This window comes from Burkholderia sp. 22PA0099 (assembly GCF_047497165.1).
In the GTDB taxonomy this organism is placed as follows: Bacteria; Pseudomonadota; Gammaproteobacteria; order Burkholderiales; family Burkholderiaceae; genus Burkholderia.
This window is the reverse complement of record NZ_CP163165.1, coordinates 3,541,034-3,557,897: the sequence shown is the minus strand read 5'-3', so window position 1 is coordinate 3,557,897 and position 16,864 is coordinate 3,541,034. Positions and strand designations below refer to the sequence as shown.

The window sequence follows — 16,864 nt, the reverse complement described above, 5'->3', positions numbered from 1 at the left end:
GAATTTTCGCCATATACATATAGTGGGGGTGGCGAGTTTCGGTGCGGTTTTGCCGCATGATAGAATCGCACGTTGCGTCGTGACCACGGCGTTTACGCGAAAGGCGGTCCCGTCTTCGCTCCGAAACGATACGGATACATGGATCAATTCGCCAAAGAGACTCTGCCCATCTCCCTAGAGGAGGAAATGCGCCGTTCGTATCTCGATTACGCGATGAGCGTGATCGTCGGACGTGCCCTCCCGGATGTCCGCGACGGCCTGAAGCCCGTGCATCGGCGCGTGTTGTTCGCGATGCACGAACTGAACAACGACTGGAACCGGGCCTACAAGAAGTCGGCGCGTATCGTCGGCGACGTGATCGGTAAATATCATCCGCACGGCGACAGCGCGGTATACGAAACCATCGTCCGGATGGCGCAGGATTTCTCGCTGCGCTACATGCTGGTCGACGGCCAGGGCAATTTCGGTTCGGTCGATGGCGACAATGCCGCCGCGATGCGTTACACCGAAATCCGCATGGCGAAGATCGGTCACGAGTTGCTGATCGACATCGACAAGGAAACGGTCGATTTCGCGGCGAACTACGACGGCAGCGAAAGCGAGCCGACCATTCTGCCCGCGCGCATGCCGAACCTGCTGATCAACGGCTCGTCGGGCATCGCGGTCGGCATGGCGACCAACATTCCGCCGCACAACCTGTCCGAAGTCGTCGACGCCTGCCATTTCCTGCTGGCCAACCCGCAGGCCACGATCGACGAACTGATCGAAATCATCCCGGCCCCGGATTTCCCGACGCGCGGCATCATTTATGGTGTCGCCGGCGTGCGCGACGGCTATCGCACGGGCCGTGGCCGCGTCGTGATGCGCGCGGCCACGCACTTCGAGGAAATCGATCGCGGCCAGCGCATGGCGATCATCATCGACGAGCTGCCGTACCAGGTGAACAAGCGCTCGCTGCTCGAGCGCATCGCCGAGCTCGTCAACGAGAAGAAGCTCGAAGGCATTTCGGACATCCGCGACGAGTCCGACAAGAGCGGCATGCGCGCCGTGCTCGAACTGAAGCGCGGTGAAGTGCCCGAGGTCGTGCTGAACAACCTCTACAAGTCCACGCAGCTCCAGGACACCTTCGGCATGAACATGGTCGCGCTCGTCGACGGCCAGCCGAAGCTGCTGAACCTCAAGGAGATGCTGGTCTGCTTCCTCGCGCATCGCCGCGAGGTGCTGACGCGGCGCACCATCTACGAACTGCGCAAGGCGCGCGAGCGTGGCCACGTGCTTGAAGGCCTGGCCGTCGCGCTGGCCAACATCGACGATTTCATCGAGCTGATCAAGGCTGCGCCGACGCCGCCGATCGCCCGCCAGGAACTGATGGCGCGTTCGTGGGATTCGTCGCTGGTGCGCGAGATGCTGGCGCGCGCCGAAACCGACAACGCCGCGGCCGGCGGTCGCGAGGCCTACCGTCCGGAAGGGCTGAACCCGAGCTTCGGGATGCAGGCGGACGGCCAGTACCACCTGTCCGAAACGCAGGCTCAGGAAATTCTGCAGATGCGTCTGCAGCGCCTGACCGGTCTCGAACAGGACAAGATCATCGGCGAGTACCGCGAGGTGATGTCCCAGATCGCCGACCTGCTCGACATCCTGGCCCGCCCCGAGCGGATCACCGCGATCATCGTCGAAGAGCTGACGGCCGTGAAGGCGGAGTTCGGCGATGCACGCCGCTCGCGCATCGAACTGAATGCCACCGAGCTGAACACCGAGGATCTGATCACGCCGCAGGACATGGTCGTGACCATGTCGCACGCCGGCTACGTGAAGTCGCAGCCGCTGTCCGAATACCGTGCGCAGAAGCGCGGCGGTCGCGGCAAGCAGGCCACGCAGATGAAGGAAGACGACTGGATCGAGACGCTGTTCATCGCGAACACACACGATTACATCCTGTGCTTCTCGAATCGCGGCCGCGTGTACTGGGTCAAGGTCTACGAAGTGCCGCAAGGCTCGCGCAACGCGCGCGGCCGCCCGATCGTCAACATGTTCCCGCTGCAGGACGGCGAGAAGATCAACGTCGTGCTGCCGGTGCGCGAATTCTCGGCCGACAAGTTCGTGTTTATGGGCACCTCGCTCGGCACCGTCAAGAAGACGCCGCTCGAAGCGTTCAGCCGTCCGCTGAAGAAGGGCATCATCGCGGTCGGCCTCGACGAAGGCGATTTCCTGATCGGCGCGGCGATCACCGATGGCGAGCACGACGTCATGCTGTTCTCCGATTCGGGCAAGGCGGTGCGCTTCGACGAAAACGACGTGCGTCCGATGGGCCGTGAGGCGCGCGGCGTGCGCGGCATGCAGCTCGAGGATGGCCAGCAGGTCATCGCGATGCTGGTGGCCGGCGGCGAAGAGCAATCGGTGCTGACCGCCACGGAAAACGGTTTCGGCAAGCGCACGCCGATCACCGAATACACGCGTCATGGCCGCGGCACGAAGGGCATGATCGCGATCCAGACCTCCGAGCGCAACGGCAAGGTGGTCGCCGCGACGCTGGTCGAGCCGGAAAGCGAAATCATGCTGATCACCACTGCGGGCGTGCTGATTCGCACGCGCGTGTCGGAGATCCGCGAGATGGGGCGCGCCACGCAAGGTGTTACACTCATCAGTCTCGATGAGGGCACCAGGCTGTCGGGCTTGCAGCAGATCGCCGAGGCGGACGCGGACACTGAAATCGACGCGGAAGACGCACCGGATTCCGAAGGCGACGAAGCCTGATCCAGCGGCTGCCGGCCGTCGGGAGCGCGCTGCAAGGCAGCCGGTCCCGGCGGTGCAACTATCGTTCATATTTCCAAGAGGGAGTGATGATGCAAAAACAATTCAAGCAACTGGTCCTGCTGGCAGCCATCGTGCCGACGTTCGCCATGGCGCAATCGCTGTCGAGCCAGGCGCCGGCTGCTTCGGCTGCTCCGGCCCCGATCGACGCTGACAAGAAGGCGGCTATTTCCGACCTGCTGAGCGCCATCGATGCACCGAAGCTGGTCGGCGCGATCGCGAACAGCGCGGAAATGCAATCGAAGCAGCTGGTTCCGGCGATCCTGTCGGACGCGCTGTCGGAGAACAAGACGCTGACCGACGCACAAAAGCAGGCTGCTGTCCCGACGCTGCAAAAGAACGCAGTGCAAAAGCTGGTTGACGGCGCAGGCAAGGTGTTCGACACGCAAAACTTCAAGAGCGACGCGATACAAGCTCAGTACGACGCCTATGCGAAGTACTACAGCACCTCGGAAATCAAGGATCTGACGACGTTCTACAAGAGCCCGACGGGCCGCAAGTTCATCCAGGTCCAGGACCAGGTTGGCCGCGATGTCGTCAACGGTCTGATGCAAAAGTACATGCCGCAAGCGATCAAGGCGACCCGCGACCAGGCCGACAAGGAAGTCGCGTCGGTCAAGCCGGGCAAGTAAGCACGCGTTTCGCCCCCGCCGGCGCACCCGTGTCGGTTTGGCGGGGCGGCAATGTCGGTGCGATAATGGCCGTTTGCGCGCGAGCGCAAGCGGCCATTCCTTTTCCGGCGCGGTATCCGGCCTCATCCGGGCGCGCCGTGTTTCTCCCGAGGTTTACGATGCGCGTGTTTAATTTCTCCGCCGGCCCCGCGGCCATGCCCGAGGACGTGCTGCGTCAAGCGGCCGACGAGATGCTCGACTGGAACGGCAGCGGCATGAGCGTGATGGAAATGAGCCATCGCGGCCGTGAATTCACGTCGATCCACGAAGCGGCGCTGGCCGACGTGCGCGAGCTGCTCGCCATCCCGAGCCACTACCGCGTGTTGTTCCTGCAGGGCGGCGGGATCGCCGAAAACGCCATCGTGCCGATGAACCTGCTCGGCGCGCGGCAGACGGTCGATTTCGTCGTGACCGGCTCGTGGTCGCAGAAGTCGTTCAAGGAAGCGCAGAAATACGGCACGCCGCATCTGGCTGCAACCGGTCGCACCGAAGACGGCTTCACGCGTGTGCCGGCCTTCTCGGAATGGCAGATGTCGGCCGATCCGGCCTACGTGCATCTGTGCAGCAACGAAACGATCGACGGCGTCGAAACGTTCGACATTCCCGACACCGGCCGCGTGCCGCTCGTCGCCGATGTCTCCTCGCATATCCTGTCGCGCCCGATGGATGTCTCGAAGTACGGCGCGCTGTTCGGCGGCGCGCAAAAGAACATCGGCATGGCCGGCGTCACGCTCGTGATCGTGCGCGACGACCTGCTCGATCGCGCGTTGCCGATCTGCCCGTCCGCGTTCGAATGGAAGACGGTCGCCGCCAACAATTCGATGTACAACACGCCGCCCACCTACGCGATCTACATCGCCGGCCTCGTGTTCAAGTGGCTGAAGGCGCAGGGCGGTCTCACCGCGATCGAGGCGCGCAACTTCGAGAAGGCGGCGCTGCTGTACGACACCATCGATTCGAGCAGTTTCTATCTGAACAAGGTCGAGAAGGGCGCGCGCTCGCGCATGAACGTGCCGTTCTTTCTCGCCGACGAAACGCGTAACGAAGATTTCCTTGCCGGCGCGAAAGCGCGCGGGCTGCTGCAGCTCAAGGGCCACAAGTCCGTTGGCGGCATGCGGGCGTCGATCTACAACGCGGTGCCGCTCGCGGGCGTCCAGGCGCTCGTCGAGTACATGAAGGATTTCGAGCGCTCGCAGGCCTGAGGCCGCCAGCGTTCATCAAGCAAGCCTAACGAGCATGGACGACGAACTCAATTCCCGCCTCAAACCGCTGCGCGAGCGCATCGATGCGATCGATACGCAACTGATCGCGCTGCTGAACCAGCGCGCTGCAGTTGCGCTCGAAGTCGGCGAAGTCAAGAAGGAATTCAACGCGCCGGTGTTTCGCCCCGAGCGCGAGCAGCAGGTGATCGCGCGTCTGCAGGACATGAGCGCGGGCCCGCTGGCCGGTGAGCACATCAATGCGATCTGGCGCGAGATCATGGCCGCCAGCCGCGCGCTTGAACAAACCATCCACGTCTCGTTCCTCGGGCCGATCGGCACCTACAGCGAACAGGCGATGTTCGAGTATTTCGGCCAGTCGATCGAAGGGCTGCCGTGTCCGTCGATCGACGAGGTGTTCCGCGGTGTCGAAGCCGGCGCGTCGGAGTTCGGCATCGTGCCGGTCGAGAATTCGTCCGAAGGCGCGGTGTCGCGCACGCTCGACCTGCTGCTGCATACGCAACTGCTGATCGGCGGCGAGCTGTCGCTGCCGATTCATCACAATTTGATGTCGCGGGCCGGCACGCTCGACGGCGTGAAGCGCGTCTGCGCGCATCCGCAGGCGCTGGCGCAGTGTCAGCGCTGGCTGGCCGCGAACGCGCCGCATCTGGAGCGTCAGGCGGTGGCCAGCAATGCCGAGGCCGCGCGTCTGGCTGCCGACGACCCGAGCGTCGCGGCGATCGCCGGCGATCGCGCGGCGCTGCATTACGGCCTGCAGATCGCCTACTCGATGATCCAGGACGATCCGCACAACCGCACCCGCTTCGTCGTGATCGGCAAGGCGCCGACCGGGCCCAGCGGTTGCGATCAGACCTCGTTGATCGTCTCGGTGAAGAACGAGCCGGGCGCCGTGTTCAAGCTGCTCGAACCGCTCGCACGGCACGGCGTGTCGATGACGCGCTTCGAATCGCGGCCGGCGCGCGTCGGCACCTGGGAGTACTACTTCTATATCGACATCGAAGGCCATCGCGACAGCGAGCAGGTGGCGGCGGCGTTGACGGAACTGGGCGGCAAGGCCGCGTTCCTGAAGGTCCTCGGTTCTTACCCGCGCGCACGCTGACGCGCCGCGGCTTTGCCCGCGTGTGCCGCGACGCAAGGCGTTCGTTCATTTCGCGCGTGGGCTGGTGCCCGCGCGTTTTTACCAGGCGGCTGCCGTGTCTGACTTTTCGTTCAACAAACTGGTGGTGTTCGGCGTCGGCCTGATCGGCGGCTCGCTCGCGCGCGCGCTGCGCGAGCGCGGCACCGTGCAGGCCGGCCGCGTGATCGGCGTGGGGCGCTCGCCCGCCTCGGTCGAACGCGCCCGCGAGCTCGGCGTGGTCGATGCCATCGCCGCGCTCGATGACGACGCGCAACTGCGCGCCGCGCTCGATGGCGCCGACGTGGTGCTGCTGGCCGTGCCGGTCGCACAAACCGGCCCGCTGCTCGCGCGCATCGCGCCGTTCCTCGATCCGGCCACGATCGTGACCGACGCCGGCAGCACCAAGTCGGACGTGGTCGCTGCCGCGCGCGAGGCGCTCGGCGCGCTAATCGCGCAGTTCGTGCCGGCCCACCCGATCGCCGGGCGCGAATCGAGCGGCGTCGAGGCCGCGCTGCCCGATCTGTATGTCGGCCGCAACGTCGTGATCTGTGCGCTGCCCGAGAACGCGCCGGCGTCGGTCGCGCGCATCGAGTCGATGTGGCAGGCCACCGGCGCCGTGGTCCGCGCCATGGCGCCCGAGCAGCACGATCGCGTGTTCGCGGCCGTCAGCCATCTGCCGCACGTGCTGTCGTTCGCCCTGGTCGAGCAGATCCTCGGCGAATCGGATGCGGAACTGAAATTCTCGTTCGCGGCCGGCGGGTTTCGCGATTTCACGCGGATCGCCGCATCGAGCCCCGAAATGTGGCGCGATGTCTGCGTGGCGAACCGTGCAGCGTTGCTCGACGAACTCGATGCCTACACGCAGGTGCTCGGGCGCTTGCGCGCGGCCATCGACGCCGGCGACGGCGCGGCGCTCGAAGCCGTGTTCGTCCGTTCGCGCGCCGCGCGCACGGCCTGGCAGGAGCGCGGCGGCAAGCCGGCTGCCGGCCCCGTTCAGTCTTAACCGGATCTCTACAGGCTTCATATGGAATTCCTCGATCTCGGCCCGTATTCCCGCGCGTCGGGCACGGTCCGTCTGCCCGGCTCCAAGAGCATCTCGAACCGCGTGCTGCTGCTGGCCGCGCTGTCCGAGGGCGCCACGACGATCACCAACCTGCTCGATTCCGACGACACGCGCGTGATGCTCGCGGCGCTCGGCACGCTTGGCGTGCCGCTCGAGCGCGACGGCGACACCTGCGTGGTCACCGGCACGGGCGGCGCGTTTCCGGTCAAGGCCGCCGACCTGTTCCTCGGCAACGCCGGCACGGCGGTGCGCCCGCTGACCGCCGCGCTGGCCGTCAACGGCGGCGATTACCGCGTGCACGGCGTGCCGCGCATGCACGAGCGGCCGATCCGCGATCTCGTCGACGGGCTGCGCCAGATCGGCGCCGCGATCGACTACGAGCAGAACGAAGGCTATCCGCCGCTGCACATTCGCCCGGCCGCGATTGCCGTCGATGCGCCGATCCGCGTGCGCGGCGACGTGTCGAGCCAGTTCCTGACCGCGCTGCTGATGACGCTGCCGCTGGTCGGCACGCCGGGTGGCGCGAGCGTCGTCGAGATCGACGGCGAACTGATCTCGAAGCCCTATATCGAGATCACCATCAAGCTGATGGCGCGCTTCGGCGTGACGGTCGAGCGCGACGGCTGGGCGCGTTTCACGGTGCCGGCCGCGCGTTACCGCTCGCCGGGCACGATCATGGTCGAGGGCGACGCCTCGTCGGCCTCGTATTTCCTCGCTGCGGGCGCGCTGGGCGGTGGCCCGTTGCGCGTCGAGGGCGTGGGCCGCGCCAGCATCCAGGGCGACGTCGGCTTTGCGGCCGCGCTGATGCAGATGGGCGCCAACGTGTCGATGGGCGACGACTGGATCGAAGTGCGCGGCATCGGCCACGATCACGGCCGGCTCGAACCGATCGACATGGATTTCAACCTGATACCCGATGCGGCCATGACGATCGCGGTGGCCGCGCTGTTCGCCGACGGCCCTAGCACGCTGCGCAACATCGCGAGCTGGCGCGTCAAGGAAACCGACCGGATCGCCGCGATGGCGATCGAGCTGCGCAAGGTCGGCGCGACCGTGGAGGAGGGCGCCGACTACCTGGTGGTCACGCCGCCCGCCGTGCTGCTGCCGAACGCGGCCATCGATACCTACGACGATCACCGCATGGCGATGTGTTTCTCGCTCGTGAGCCTCGGCGGCGTACCGGTGCGCATCAACGATCCGAAGTGCGTCGCCAAGACCTTCCCCGATTATTTCGACCGCTTCACCGCGCTCGCGAAGCCCTGAGCCCCCGAGGCACGTTTGTTCAGATGAAATCGACTCGACCTTTCCATCCCACGCCCGTCATTGCGATCGACGGCCCCACCGCGTCCGGCAAGGGCACGGTTGCCGCGCTGGTCGCCGCGCACCTCGGCTTTCACCTGCTCGACAGCGGCGCGCTGTACCGGCTCGCGGCGCTCGCGAGCCAGCGCTACGGGATCGAACCCGACGACGAGCCGGGGCTGGCGAAGCTGATCGACGACCTGCACATCACGTTCCGCGAGGGCTGCGCCCAGCTCGACGGTGTGGACGTGTCGGACCAGATCCGCGCCGAGGCGGTGGGTAACCGCGCCTCCGCGATCGCCGTCCACCAAACCGTGCGCGCCGCGCTGGTGGCGCGTCAGCGGGCGTTTCGCAAGACCCCGGGGCTGGTCGCGGACGGCCGCGACATGGGCACCGTGATCTTCCCGGACGCGGGCTTGAAGGTGTTCCTGACCGCGAGCGTCGAGGCCCGTGCCGCGCGCCGACATAAGCAATTGATGCAAAAAGGTTTTTCTGCTAATATAGATGACTTGCTCCGGGATTTGCGTGAGCGGGACGCGCGAGACAGCAACCGCGCGGCCGCGCCGCTCAAGCCCGCGGCGGATGCGAAGCTGCTCGATACGTCGGGCCTGTCGGTCGAACAAGCGGTCGAACAGGTTCTGACGTGGCATCGGGAAGCATTCGGTTCCGTCGTCTGAGCAACGTATGCAGTTGGCAGTACCCGTAGTGGCAGCAGGTGCTTCGAGCAGCCGGCAAGGGCCGGTGCCGAAAGCGTGTTTCAACCCTTAACCCCGTGTGGCTTTCGCTCCGCCAACCCGGCCAGGTGGCCGAGGTACGAGACGGCGCGACACCACGCACAATTCGATTTTTATGTCCGATCTGCAAACCTCCACCCCGAATACCGAATCCTTTGCGGCCCTGTTCGAAGAGTCGCTGACCCGTCAAGACATGCGCGCCGGCGAAGTGATCTCCGCCGAAGTCGTCCGTGTCGACCACAACTTCGTGGTCGTCAACGCGGGTCTCAAGTCCGAGGCCTACATTCCCATCGAGGAATTCCTGAACGATCAGGGCGAGGTTGAGGTTCAGTCGGGCGATTTCGTTTCCGTCGCGATCGACGCGCTGGAAAACGGCTACGGCGACACGATCCTGTCGCGCGACAAGGCCAAGCGCCTGGCCTCGTGGCTCTCGCTGGAAAAGGCTCTCGACAACAACGAACTCGTCACCGGCACCATCACGGGCAAGGTGAAGGGCGGCATGACCGTGATGGTCAACGGCATCCGCGCGTTCCTGCCGGGTTCGCTGGTCGATACGCGTCCGGTCAAGGACACGACCCCGTATGAAGGCAAGACGCTCGAATTCCGCGTCATCAAGCTCGACCGCAAGCGTAACAACGTCGTGCTGTCGCGCCGTGCCGTGATCGAAGCGACCCAAGGCGAAGAGCGCGCCAAGCTGCTCGAAACGCTGAAGGAAGGCGCGATCGTCAACGGCGTGGTCAAGAACATCACCGATTACGGCGCATTCGTGGATCTGGGCGGCATCGACGGCCTGCTGCACATCACCGACATCGCATGGCGTCGCGTGCGTCACCCGAGCGAAGTCCTCTCGGTTGGCCAGGAAGTCACCGCGAAGATCCTCAAGTTCGACCAAGAGAAGAACCGCGTCTCGCTGGGCATCAAGCAACTGGGCGACGATCCGTGGGAAGGCATCTCGCGCCGTTACCCGTCGGGCACGCGCCTGTTCGGCAAGGTCACGAACATCACCGACTACGGCGCATTCGTCGAAGTGGAATCGGGCATCGAAGGCCTGGTCCACGTATCCGAAATGGATTGGACAAACAAGAACGTCGCCCCGTCGAAGGTTGTTCAGCTCGGCGACGAAGTCGAAGTCATGGTCCTGGAAATCGACGAAGATCGTCGTCGTATCAGCCTCGGCATGAAGCAATGCAAGCCGAATCCGTGGGATGACTTCAGCCGCAACTTCAAGAAGGGCGACAAGATCACGGGCGCAATCAAGTCGATCACCGACTTCGGCGTGTTCATCGGTCTGCCGGGCGGCATCGACGGCCTGGTCCACCTCTCGGATCTGTCCTGGAGCGAGACGGGCGAAGAAGCCGTTCGCAAGTACAAGAAGGGCGACGAAGTCGAAGCCATCGTTCTGGGTATCGATGTCGAGAAGGAACGCATCTCGCTGGGTATCAAGCAGCTCGAAGGCGACCCGTTCAGCAACTACGTTGCCATGAACGACAAGGGCTCGATCGTCGACGGCGTCGTGAAGACGGTCGACGCGAAGGGTGCAGTCGTGACGCTGTCGGGCGATATCGAAGGCTACCTGCGCGCTTCGGAAATCTCGCAAGACCGCGTGGAAGATGCTCGCAACGTGCTGAAGGAAGGCGACAAGGTCAACGCCATGGTGATCAACATCGATCGCAAGTCGCGTGGCATCAACCTGTCGATCAAGGCGAAGGATTCGGCCGAGCAGCAAGAAGCCATCCGCGGCATGCAAACCGAAGTCAGCGCAGCAGCAAGCGGCACGACGAACCTCGGCGCGCTGCTGAAGGCAAAGCTCGACGGCCAGAACCAGTAAGCCTCGCGAGGTCTGCTGAAGTATGACCAAATCAGAGTTGGTCGCCCAGTTGGCAACGCGATTTCCGCAACTTGTCCTCAAGGATGCGGATTTCGCGGTGAAAACGATGCTCGATGCGATGTCTGACGCCTTGGCGAAAGGCCATCGCATCGAAATTCGCGGCTTCGGCAGCTTTGGTCTCAACCGCCGTCCGGCTCGCGTGGGCCGCAATCCGAAGTCGGGCGAGAAAGTGCAGGTACCCGAGAAGTTCGTACCGCACTTCAAGCCCGGCAAGGAATTGCGTGAACGCGTCGATGGCCGCGCCGGCGAACCGTTGAAGAACGACAGCGGCGACGATGAGTAAGCGTCATCGCCCGAAGCCCTGCCCGCTGGCATGGCTGTAAAAAGCGCCCCTCGGGGCGCTTTTTTTATTGCTCGCCGTTTCCGGTTGGTCATGCCACTGCGATGCCGCGGTTGGCGACGCATCGGAATGCGAAGCGCATCGCGATGCGTGCGATGGCGCAGGCTGCCCAAGATCGGATTCACGGATCGCGAAACGCTTCCATTACAATACGGGCACTTCAGACGCGGCGGGGCAGGATGCCGCCCGCGCAACATCACAGGAGGGCTTCATGAAATTCGTTGTCTGGCTGATCCGTGTGCTGGTGTTCGTGCTGTTGCTCGTGCTGGCGCTGGCCAATACGCAAAGCACCACGCTCAATTTCCTTGCCGGTTATGCCTGGCAGGCGCCGCTGATCCTGATCGGCCTCGCGTTCTTTGTCGTGGGCCTGGTTGCCGGCCTGTTGTCGGCGCTGCCGGCCGTGCTGCGAATGCGCCTCGAAAACGGTCGCCTGAAGCGCGACCTGCGCTCGGCCCGGGAAACGCCGGTGGTGATCGATCAACCGATGCCGCCCGTCATTTAACGATTAGCCGGGCCGCCTTGCGCGGGCCCGGCATTGCTTCGATACCTCATGGATCTGGATTTCTGGTGGCTGCTGGCCATCCCCGTTGCGTTCGCATTCGGCTGGATGGCGTCGCGCTACGACCTCAAGAAGCTGCTGTCCGAAAGCGCCAGCCTGCCGCGCTCGTATTTTCGCGGCCTCAATTTCCTGCTCAACGAGCAGCCCGATCAAGCCATCGATGCGTTTATCGAGGTGGCCAAGCTCGATCCCGAAACGGTCGAACTGCACTTCGCGCTCGGCAACCTGTTTCGCCGCCGCGGTGAAACCGATCGCGCGATCCGGGTGCATCAGAATCTGTTGAACCGCAACGACCTGCCCGTCAACGAGCGCGACCACGCGCTCTACGAACTGGGCCAGGATTTCCTCAAGGCCGGCCTGCTCGACCGCGCCGAGGAATCGTTCCACATGCTGGCCGACGGCGATTACGCGCTCGGCGCGCAGCGTGCGCTGCTGACGATCTACGGCATCGAGAAGGATTGGAACAAGTCGATCCAGACAGCCGGCAAGATCGAATCGATGGACGGCGGCTCGCTGGCCACGGAAATCGCGCAGTTTCATTGCGAACTGGCGCAGGAGGCCTTGGCGAAGAAGAACGCCGAGGCGGCCGGCAGCCAGTTGCGCGACGCGCTCGCCGTCAATCCGCAGAACGTGCGTGCCACCATCCTGTCGGGCGACGTGGCCGCGGCGGCCGGCCATCACGAGGCCGCGATCGGCCATTGGCAGCGCGTCGAGCAGCAGAACGCCGCGTATCTGCCGTTGGTGGCCGAGAAGCTCATGAAGTCGTATCTGGCGCTCGACCGTGCCGCCGAGGGCGCAGCGCTGCTGACCGGCTATGCCGATCGCTATCCGTCGAACGACCTGCTCGACGTGGTGTTCCAGTACGTGTCCGAGTTGCGCGGTGCCGATGTCGCGCATACGCTGGCGCGCACCCAGATGCAGAAGGCGCCGAATCTGTCGGGTATGCTCCACCTGCTCGACGCCCAGATCGCCACGGCCGACGAGCCGCGGCGGGCGGAGCTGGAGATGATGCGCACGCTGGTCAAGCAGCGCACCAAGAACCTGCCGCGCTATACCTGCCACGACTGCGGGTTCCGGGCGCGGTTGTTCTACTGGCAATGCCCGGGCTGCAGCGGCTGGGAAACCTACGCACCGCGGCGCGTCGAAGCCGGCGTCTCGAATTAGTAGGCACGGAATTCTGCTCAACCTCCGGAACGAATCACCGGGAAACCTATGAAAATCACCATCATCGGCACCGGCTATGTCGGTCTCGTCACGGGCGCCTGCCTCGCGGAGATCGGCCATGACGTGTTCTGTCTCGACGTCGATCCGCGCAAGATCGAGATCCTCAATAACGGCGGCATTCCGATCCACGAGCCGGGGCTGCAGGAAATCATCGCGCGCACGCGCGCGGCCGGCCGGATCACATTCTCGACCGACATCGAGGCGAGCGTCGCGCATGGCGAGATCCAGTTCATCGCGGTCGGCACGCCGCCCGACGAGGATGGCTCGGCCGACCTGCAATACGTGCTCGAAGCGGCGCGCAACATCGGCCGCTACATGGCCGGCGCGAAGGTGATCGTCGACAAGTCGACGGTGCCGGTCGGCACGGCCCAGCGCGTCGGCGGCGTGGTCGAGCAGGCGTTGGCCGCGCGTGGTCTGGCGGATAGCGCCTTGCACCGTTTTTCGGTGGTATCGAACCCCGAGTTTCTGAAGGAAGGCGCGGCCGTCGAGGATTTCATGCGGCCCGACCGGATCATCATCGGCGTCGACGACGATGCCGCCGGCACGATCGCGCGCGAGAAGATGAAGAAGCTCTACGCGCCGTTCAACCGCAACCACGAACGCACCCTCTACATGGACGTGCGCTCGGCCGAATTCACCAAGTACGCGGCCAATGCGATGCTGGCCACGCGCATCTCGTTCATGAACGAGATGTCGAACCTGGCCGAGCGCGTCGGCGCCGACATCGAATCGGTGCGGCGCGGCATCGGTTCCGATCCGCGTATCGGCTATCACTTCCTCTACGCGGGCGTCGGTTACGGCGGCTCGTGTTTCCCGAAGGACGTGCAGGCGCTGATCCGCACCGCCGCCGAAAACGGCCAGCCGCTGCGCATTCTCGACGCCGTCGAGGCCGTCAACCACGCACAGAAAAGCGTGTTGCTCGCGAAGATCGAAAAGCAGTTCGGCACCGATCTGGCCGGCCGCAGCTTCGCCGTGTGGGGCCTCGCGTTCAAGCCGAACACCGACGACATGCGCGAGGCGCCGAGCCGTACGCTGATCGCCTCGCTGCTGGAGCGCGGCGCCTCGGTGCGCGCCTATGATCCGGTCGCGATCGACGAGGCGCGGCGCGTGTTCGCGCTCGACTTCGCCGGCAACGAGGCCGCGCTGGCGGGCCTGAGCTTCGTCGCCACCAAGGAAGAGGCGGTGACGGGCGCCGATGCGCTGGTCGTCGTCACCGAATGGAAGGAATTCAAGAGCCCCGATTTTGCGCATCTGAAATCGGTGCTGAATGCGCCCGTGATCTTCGACGGCCGCAATCTCTACGAACCCGAGGCGCTGGCCGAACTCGGGATCGATTACCACGCAATCGGACGTCCGCATGTCGCAGCTCAATCCTCCGCGCGCGGCTGAGGCCGCATCGAACGTCGCCACGGTGTCGCGCGAGCGGCTGGCGAAGTCGCGCGTGCTGGTGGTGGGCGACGTCATGCTCGACCGCTACTGGTTCGGCAACGTGAACCGCATCTCGCCCGAGGCGCCGGTGCCGGTGGTGCACGTGCAGCGCCAGGAAGAGCGGCTCGGCGGCGCGGCCAACGTGGCGCGCAACATCGTCACGCTGGGCGCGAATGCGGGCCTGCTGTGCGTGGTCGGCACCGACGAGCCGGGCGAGCGCATCGTCGGCCTGCTCGGCGAGAGCGGCGTCGAGACGCACCTTGAACGCGACGCGCAACTGCCGACCACCATCAAGCTGCGCGTGCTCGCGCAGCAGCAGCAATTGCTGCGCGTCGATTTCGAGGCCTCGCCGCAGCACGAAGTGCTGCTGGCAGGCCTGGCGCGCTTCGACACGCTGCTGCCCACGCACGGCGTGGTGCTGATGTCCGACTACGCCAAGGGCGGCCTTACGCACGTGACGACGATGATCGCCAACGCGCGCGCGGCCGGGCTGCCGGTGCTGGTCGATCCGAAGGGCACCGATTGGGCGCGCTATCGCGGCGCTTCGCTGATCACGCCGAATCGCGCCGAATTGCGCGAGGTGGTGGGCCGCTGGCATTCCGAGGACGACCTGCGCGCACGCGTGCGCGAGTTGCGCACCTCGCTGGCGCTCGACGCGCTGCTGCTGACGCGTTCGGAAGAGGGCATGACGCTCTACTCCGACGCGGGCGAGCTGAACGTGCCGGCGCTCGCGCGCGAGGTGTTCGACGTGTCGGGCGCGGGCGACACCGTGATCGCGACGGTGGCGGCCATGCTCGGCGCGGGCCTCACGCTAGATGAAGCCGTGATGCTCGCGAATCGCGCGGCCGGCATCGTGGTGGCCAAGCTCGGCACGGCCACGGTCGAATACGGCGAACTGTTCAACTGAGCAAGCGGGCGGCCAGCCGCCCGCTTCATTCACTTTCCGAGAAGGACGATCATGACGCTCATCGTCACCGGCGCAGCCGGTTTCATCGGCGCGAATCTCGTCAAGGCGCTCAACGAGCGCGGCGAAACGCGCATCATCGCAGTCGACAACCTGACCCGCGCAGACAAGTTCAAGAACCTCGTCGATTGCGAAATCGACGACTACCTCGACAAGACCGAGTTCGTCGAGCGCTTCCAGCGCGGCGATTTCGGCAAGGTGCGCGCGGTGTTCCATGAAGGCGCCTGTTCGGACACGATGGAAACCGACGGCCGCTACATGATGGACAACAACTTCCGCTACAGCCGCGCGGTGCTCGACACCTGCCTGGCGAACGGCACGCAGTTTCTGTACGCGTCGTCGGCGGCGATCTACGGTGGCTCGACGCGCTTTGTCGAGGATCGCGAGGTGGAAGCGCCGCTGAACGTGTACGGTTATTCGAAGTTCCTGTTCGATCAGGTGATCCGCCGCGTGCTGCCCGACGCGAAGAGCCAGATTGCGGGCTTTCGCTACTTCAACGTGTACGGCGCGCGCGAAATCCACAAGGGCCGCATGGCCTCGGTGGCGTTTCACAACTTCAACCAGTTCCGCGCCGAGGGCAAGGTCAAGCTGTTCGGCGAGTACAACGGCTATGCGCCCGGTGAGCAGACGCGCGATTTCGTCTCGGTCGAGGATGTCGTGAAGGTCAACCTGTTCTTCTTCGATCATCCGGAGAAGTCGGGCATCTTCAACCTCGGCACGGGCCGCGCCCAGCCGTTCAACGACATCGCCACCTCGGTGGTCAACACGCTGCGCGCGCTCGACGGCCAGCCGCCGCTGACGCTGGCCCAGCAGGTCGAGCAGGGGCTGATCGAATACGTGCCGTTCCCCGACGCGCTGCGCGGCAAGTATCAATGCTTCACGCAGGCCGATCAGGGCAAGCTGCGCGCGGCAGGTTACGACGCACCGTTCCTGACGGTGCAGGAAGGCGTCGACCGTTACGTGCGCTGGCTGTTCGGCCAGCTGTAAGCCAGATCGGATCGTCCCTACACTGGGTCTCACGGTCGGCAGCCGCCGGCCGTTTTTCTTGATGGGAGATCCGGATGCTGAAGAAGATTCTGGTGGTGGCGATGTGTTGCGCGGGGCTGGCTCAGGCGTGGGCCGCGGTCGACGTCAATCAGGCGAGCGACGATGCGCTGCGTGGCATCAAGGGCATCGGTCCGGCGAAGGCCAAGGCGATCGTCGACGAGCGCACCGCGCATGGGCCGTTCAAGGATGCCGCCGATCTCGCGCGACGCGTGAGCGGTATCGGCGAGAAATCGGTCGAGCGGCTCGTGTCCGACGGCCTGACGATCGGTGCCGCGAAGGCGCCGGCCGCGCGCGCCGCTACGGCGGCGCCGGCGAAGCTGTCCGGCAAGTGATCGATAAATAGCCGGCTTCGCCCGGTCAGGCGGGTCGCGTTGGGCGCGCGGCTTGCATCATGCCGTCATGGCTCCTTCAGCCGTCGCTGGTCGACGGATTCCCGCGGCGCTGTCGCGGGTTTTTTGCGTGATGGGCCGGTGCGGCGCCGAGCGCGCGTATCGTCTTC

The 16,864-nt window shown here is 65.0% G+C and carries 15 protein-coding genes; all 15 read left to right on the top strand.

What is annotated here, in order from left to right:
• Nucleotides 1–138: 138 nt before the first annotated feature.
• The 15 genes from gyrA (at nucleotide 139) to AB4851_RS31080 (ending at nucleotide 16,697) form a co-directional block, all read left to right on the top strand.
• The gene (gene gyrA, locus AB4851_RS31150; RefSeq protein ID WP_414444212.1) at nucleotides 139–2,754 is read left to right on the top strand and encodes a DNA gyrase subunit A; all 2,616 of its coding nucleotides are present in this window, start codon (nucleotides 139–141) and stop codon (nucleotides 2,752–2,754) included.
• A gap of 89 nt (nucleotides 2,755–2,843) precedes the next feature.
• Nucleotides 2,844–3,443 (top strand): DUF2059 domain-containing protein, encoded by a 600-nt coding sequence (locus AB4851_RS31145; RefSeq protein WP_414451989.1) that lies wholly within the window; start codon nucleotides 2,844–2,846, stop codon nucleotides 3,441–3,443.
• A 158-nt stretch (nucleotides 3,444–3,601) separates the two neighbouring features.
• Nucleotides 3,602–4,684, top strand: a complete 1,083-nt coding sequence (serC, locus tag AB4851_RS31140; protein ID WP_414450148.1) for a 3-phosphoserine/phosphohydroxythreonine transaminase — start codon at nucleotides 3,602–3,604, stop codon at nucleotides 4,682–4,684.
• Nucleotides 4,685–4,718: 34 nt separating this feature from the next.
• On the top strand, nucleotides 4,719–5,801 hold the full coding sequence (gene pheA, locus AB4851_RS31135) for a prephenate dehydratase (protein ID WP_414450147.1): 1,083 nt from the start codon (nucleotides 4,719–4,721) through the stop codon (nucleotides 5,799–5,801).
• Between the two features lie 94 nt (nucleotides 5,802–5,895).
• Nucleotides 5,896–6,822, top strand: coding sequence for a prephenate dehydrogenase (locus AB4851_RS31130; RefSeq protein ID WP_414450146.1), 927 nt, complete (start codon nucleotides 5,896–5,898; stop codon nucleotides 6,820–6,822).
• 21 nt (nucleotides 6,823–6,843) lie between these two features.
• Entirely contained in the window at nucleotides 6,844–8,145 is a 1,302-nt protein-coding gene (aroA, locus tag AB4851_RS31125; protein WP_414450145.1) for a 3-phosphoshikimate 1-carboxyvinyltransferase, read from the top strand.
• A gap of 23 nt (nucleotides 8,146–8,168) precedes the next feature.
• Nucleotides 8,169–8,858 carry a (d)CMP kinase gene (gene cmk / locus AB4851_RS31120; protein ID WP_414451988.1) on the top strand — a complete coding sequence of 230 codons (690 nt, stop codon included), beginning with the start codon at nucleotides 8,169–8,171 and terminating at the stop codon, nucleotides 8,856–8,858.
• A gap of 172 nt (nucleotides 8,859–9,030) precedes the next feature.
• Nucleotides 9,031–10,743 (top strand): 30S ribosomal protein S1, encoded by a 1,713-nt coding sequence (gene rpsA / locus AB4851_RS31115; RefSeq protein WP_414444218.1) that lies wholly within the window; start codon nucleotides 9,031–9,033, stop codon nucleotides 10,741–10,743.
• A 22-nt stretch (nucleotides 10,744–10,765) separates the two neighbouring features.
• Nucleotides 10,766–11,086: an integration host factor subunit beta gene (locus AB4851_RS31110; protein ID WP_414444219.1), complete on the top strand. Its 321-nt coding sequence runs from the start codon at nucleotides 10,766–10,768 to the stop codon at nucleotides 11,084–11,086.
• Nucleotides 11,087–11,354: 268 nt separating this feature from the next.
• Entirely contained in the window at nucleotides 11,355–11,645 is a 291-nt protein-coding gene (locus AB4851_RS31105) for a LapA family protein (RefSeq protein ID WP_414444220.1), read from the top strand.
• 48 nt (nucleotides 11,646–11,693) lie between these two features.
• Nucleotides 11,694–12,866, top strand: a complete 1,173-nt coding sequence (lapB, locus tag AB4851_RS31100; RefSeq protein WP_414444221.1) for a lipopolysaccharide assembly protein LapB — start codon at nucleotides 11,694–11,696, stop codon at nucleotides 12,864–12,866.
• Between the two features lie 48 nt (nucleotides 12,867–12,914).
• Nucleotides 12,915–14,315: a UDP-glucose dehydrogenase family protein gene (locus tag AB4851_RS31095; protein WP_414450144.1), complete on the top strand. Its 1,401-nt coding sequence runs from the start codon at nucleotides 12,915–12,917 to the stop codon at nucleotides 14,313–14,315.
• Nucleotides 14,284–15,261: a D-glycero-beta-D-manno-heptose-7-phosphate kinase gene (rfaE1, locus tag AB4851_RS31090; RefSeq protein ID WP_414444223.1), complete on the top strand. Its 978-nt coding sequence runs from the start codon at nucleotides 14,284–14,286 to the stop codon at nucleotides 15,259–15,261. The genes AB4851_RS31095 and rfaE1 overlap by 32 nt, the downstream gene beginning before the upstream one ends.
• A 51-nt stretch (nucleotides 15,262–15,312) precedes the next feature.
• Nucleotides 15,313–16,305, top strand: a complete 993-nt coding sequence (gene rfaD / locus AB4851_RS31085; RefSeq protein ID WP_414450143.1) for an ADP-glyceromanno-heptose 6-epimerase — start codon at nucleotides 15,313–15,315, stop codon at nucleotides 16,303–16,305.
• A 74-nt stretch (nucleotides 16,306–16,379) separates the two neighbouring features.
• On the top strand, nucleotides 16,380–16,697 hold the full coding sequence (locus AB4851_RS31080) for a ComEA family DNA-binding protein (protein WP_414450142.1): 318 nt from the start codon (nucleotides 16,380–16,382) through the stop codon (nucleotides 16,695–16,697).
• Nucleotides 16,698–16,864: the final 167 nt, after the last annotated feature.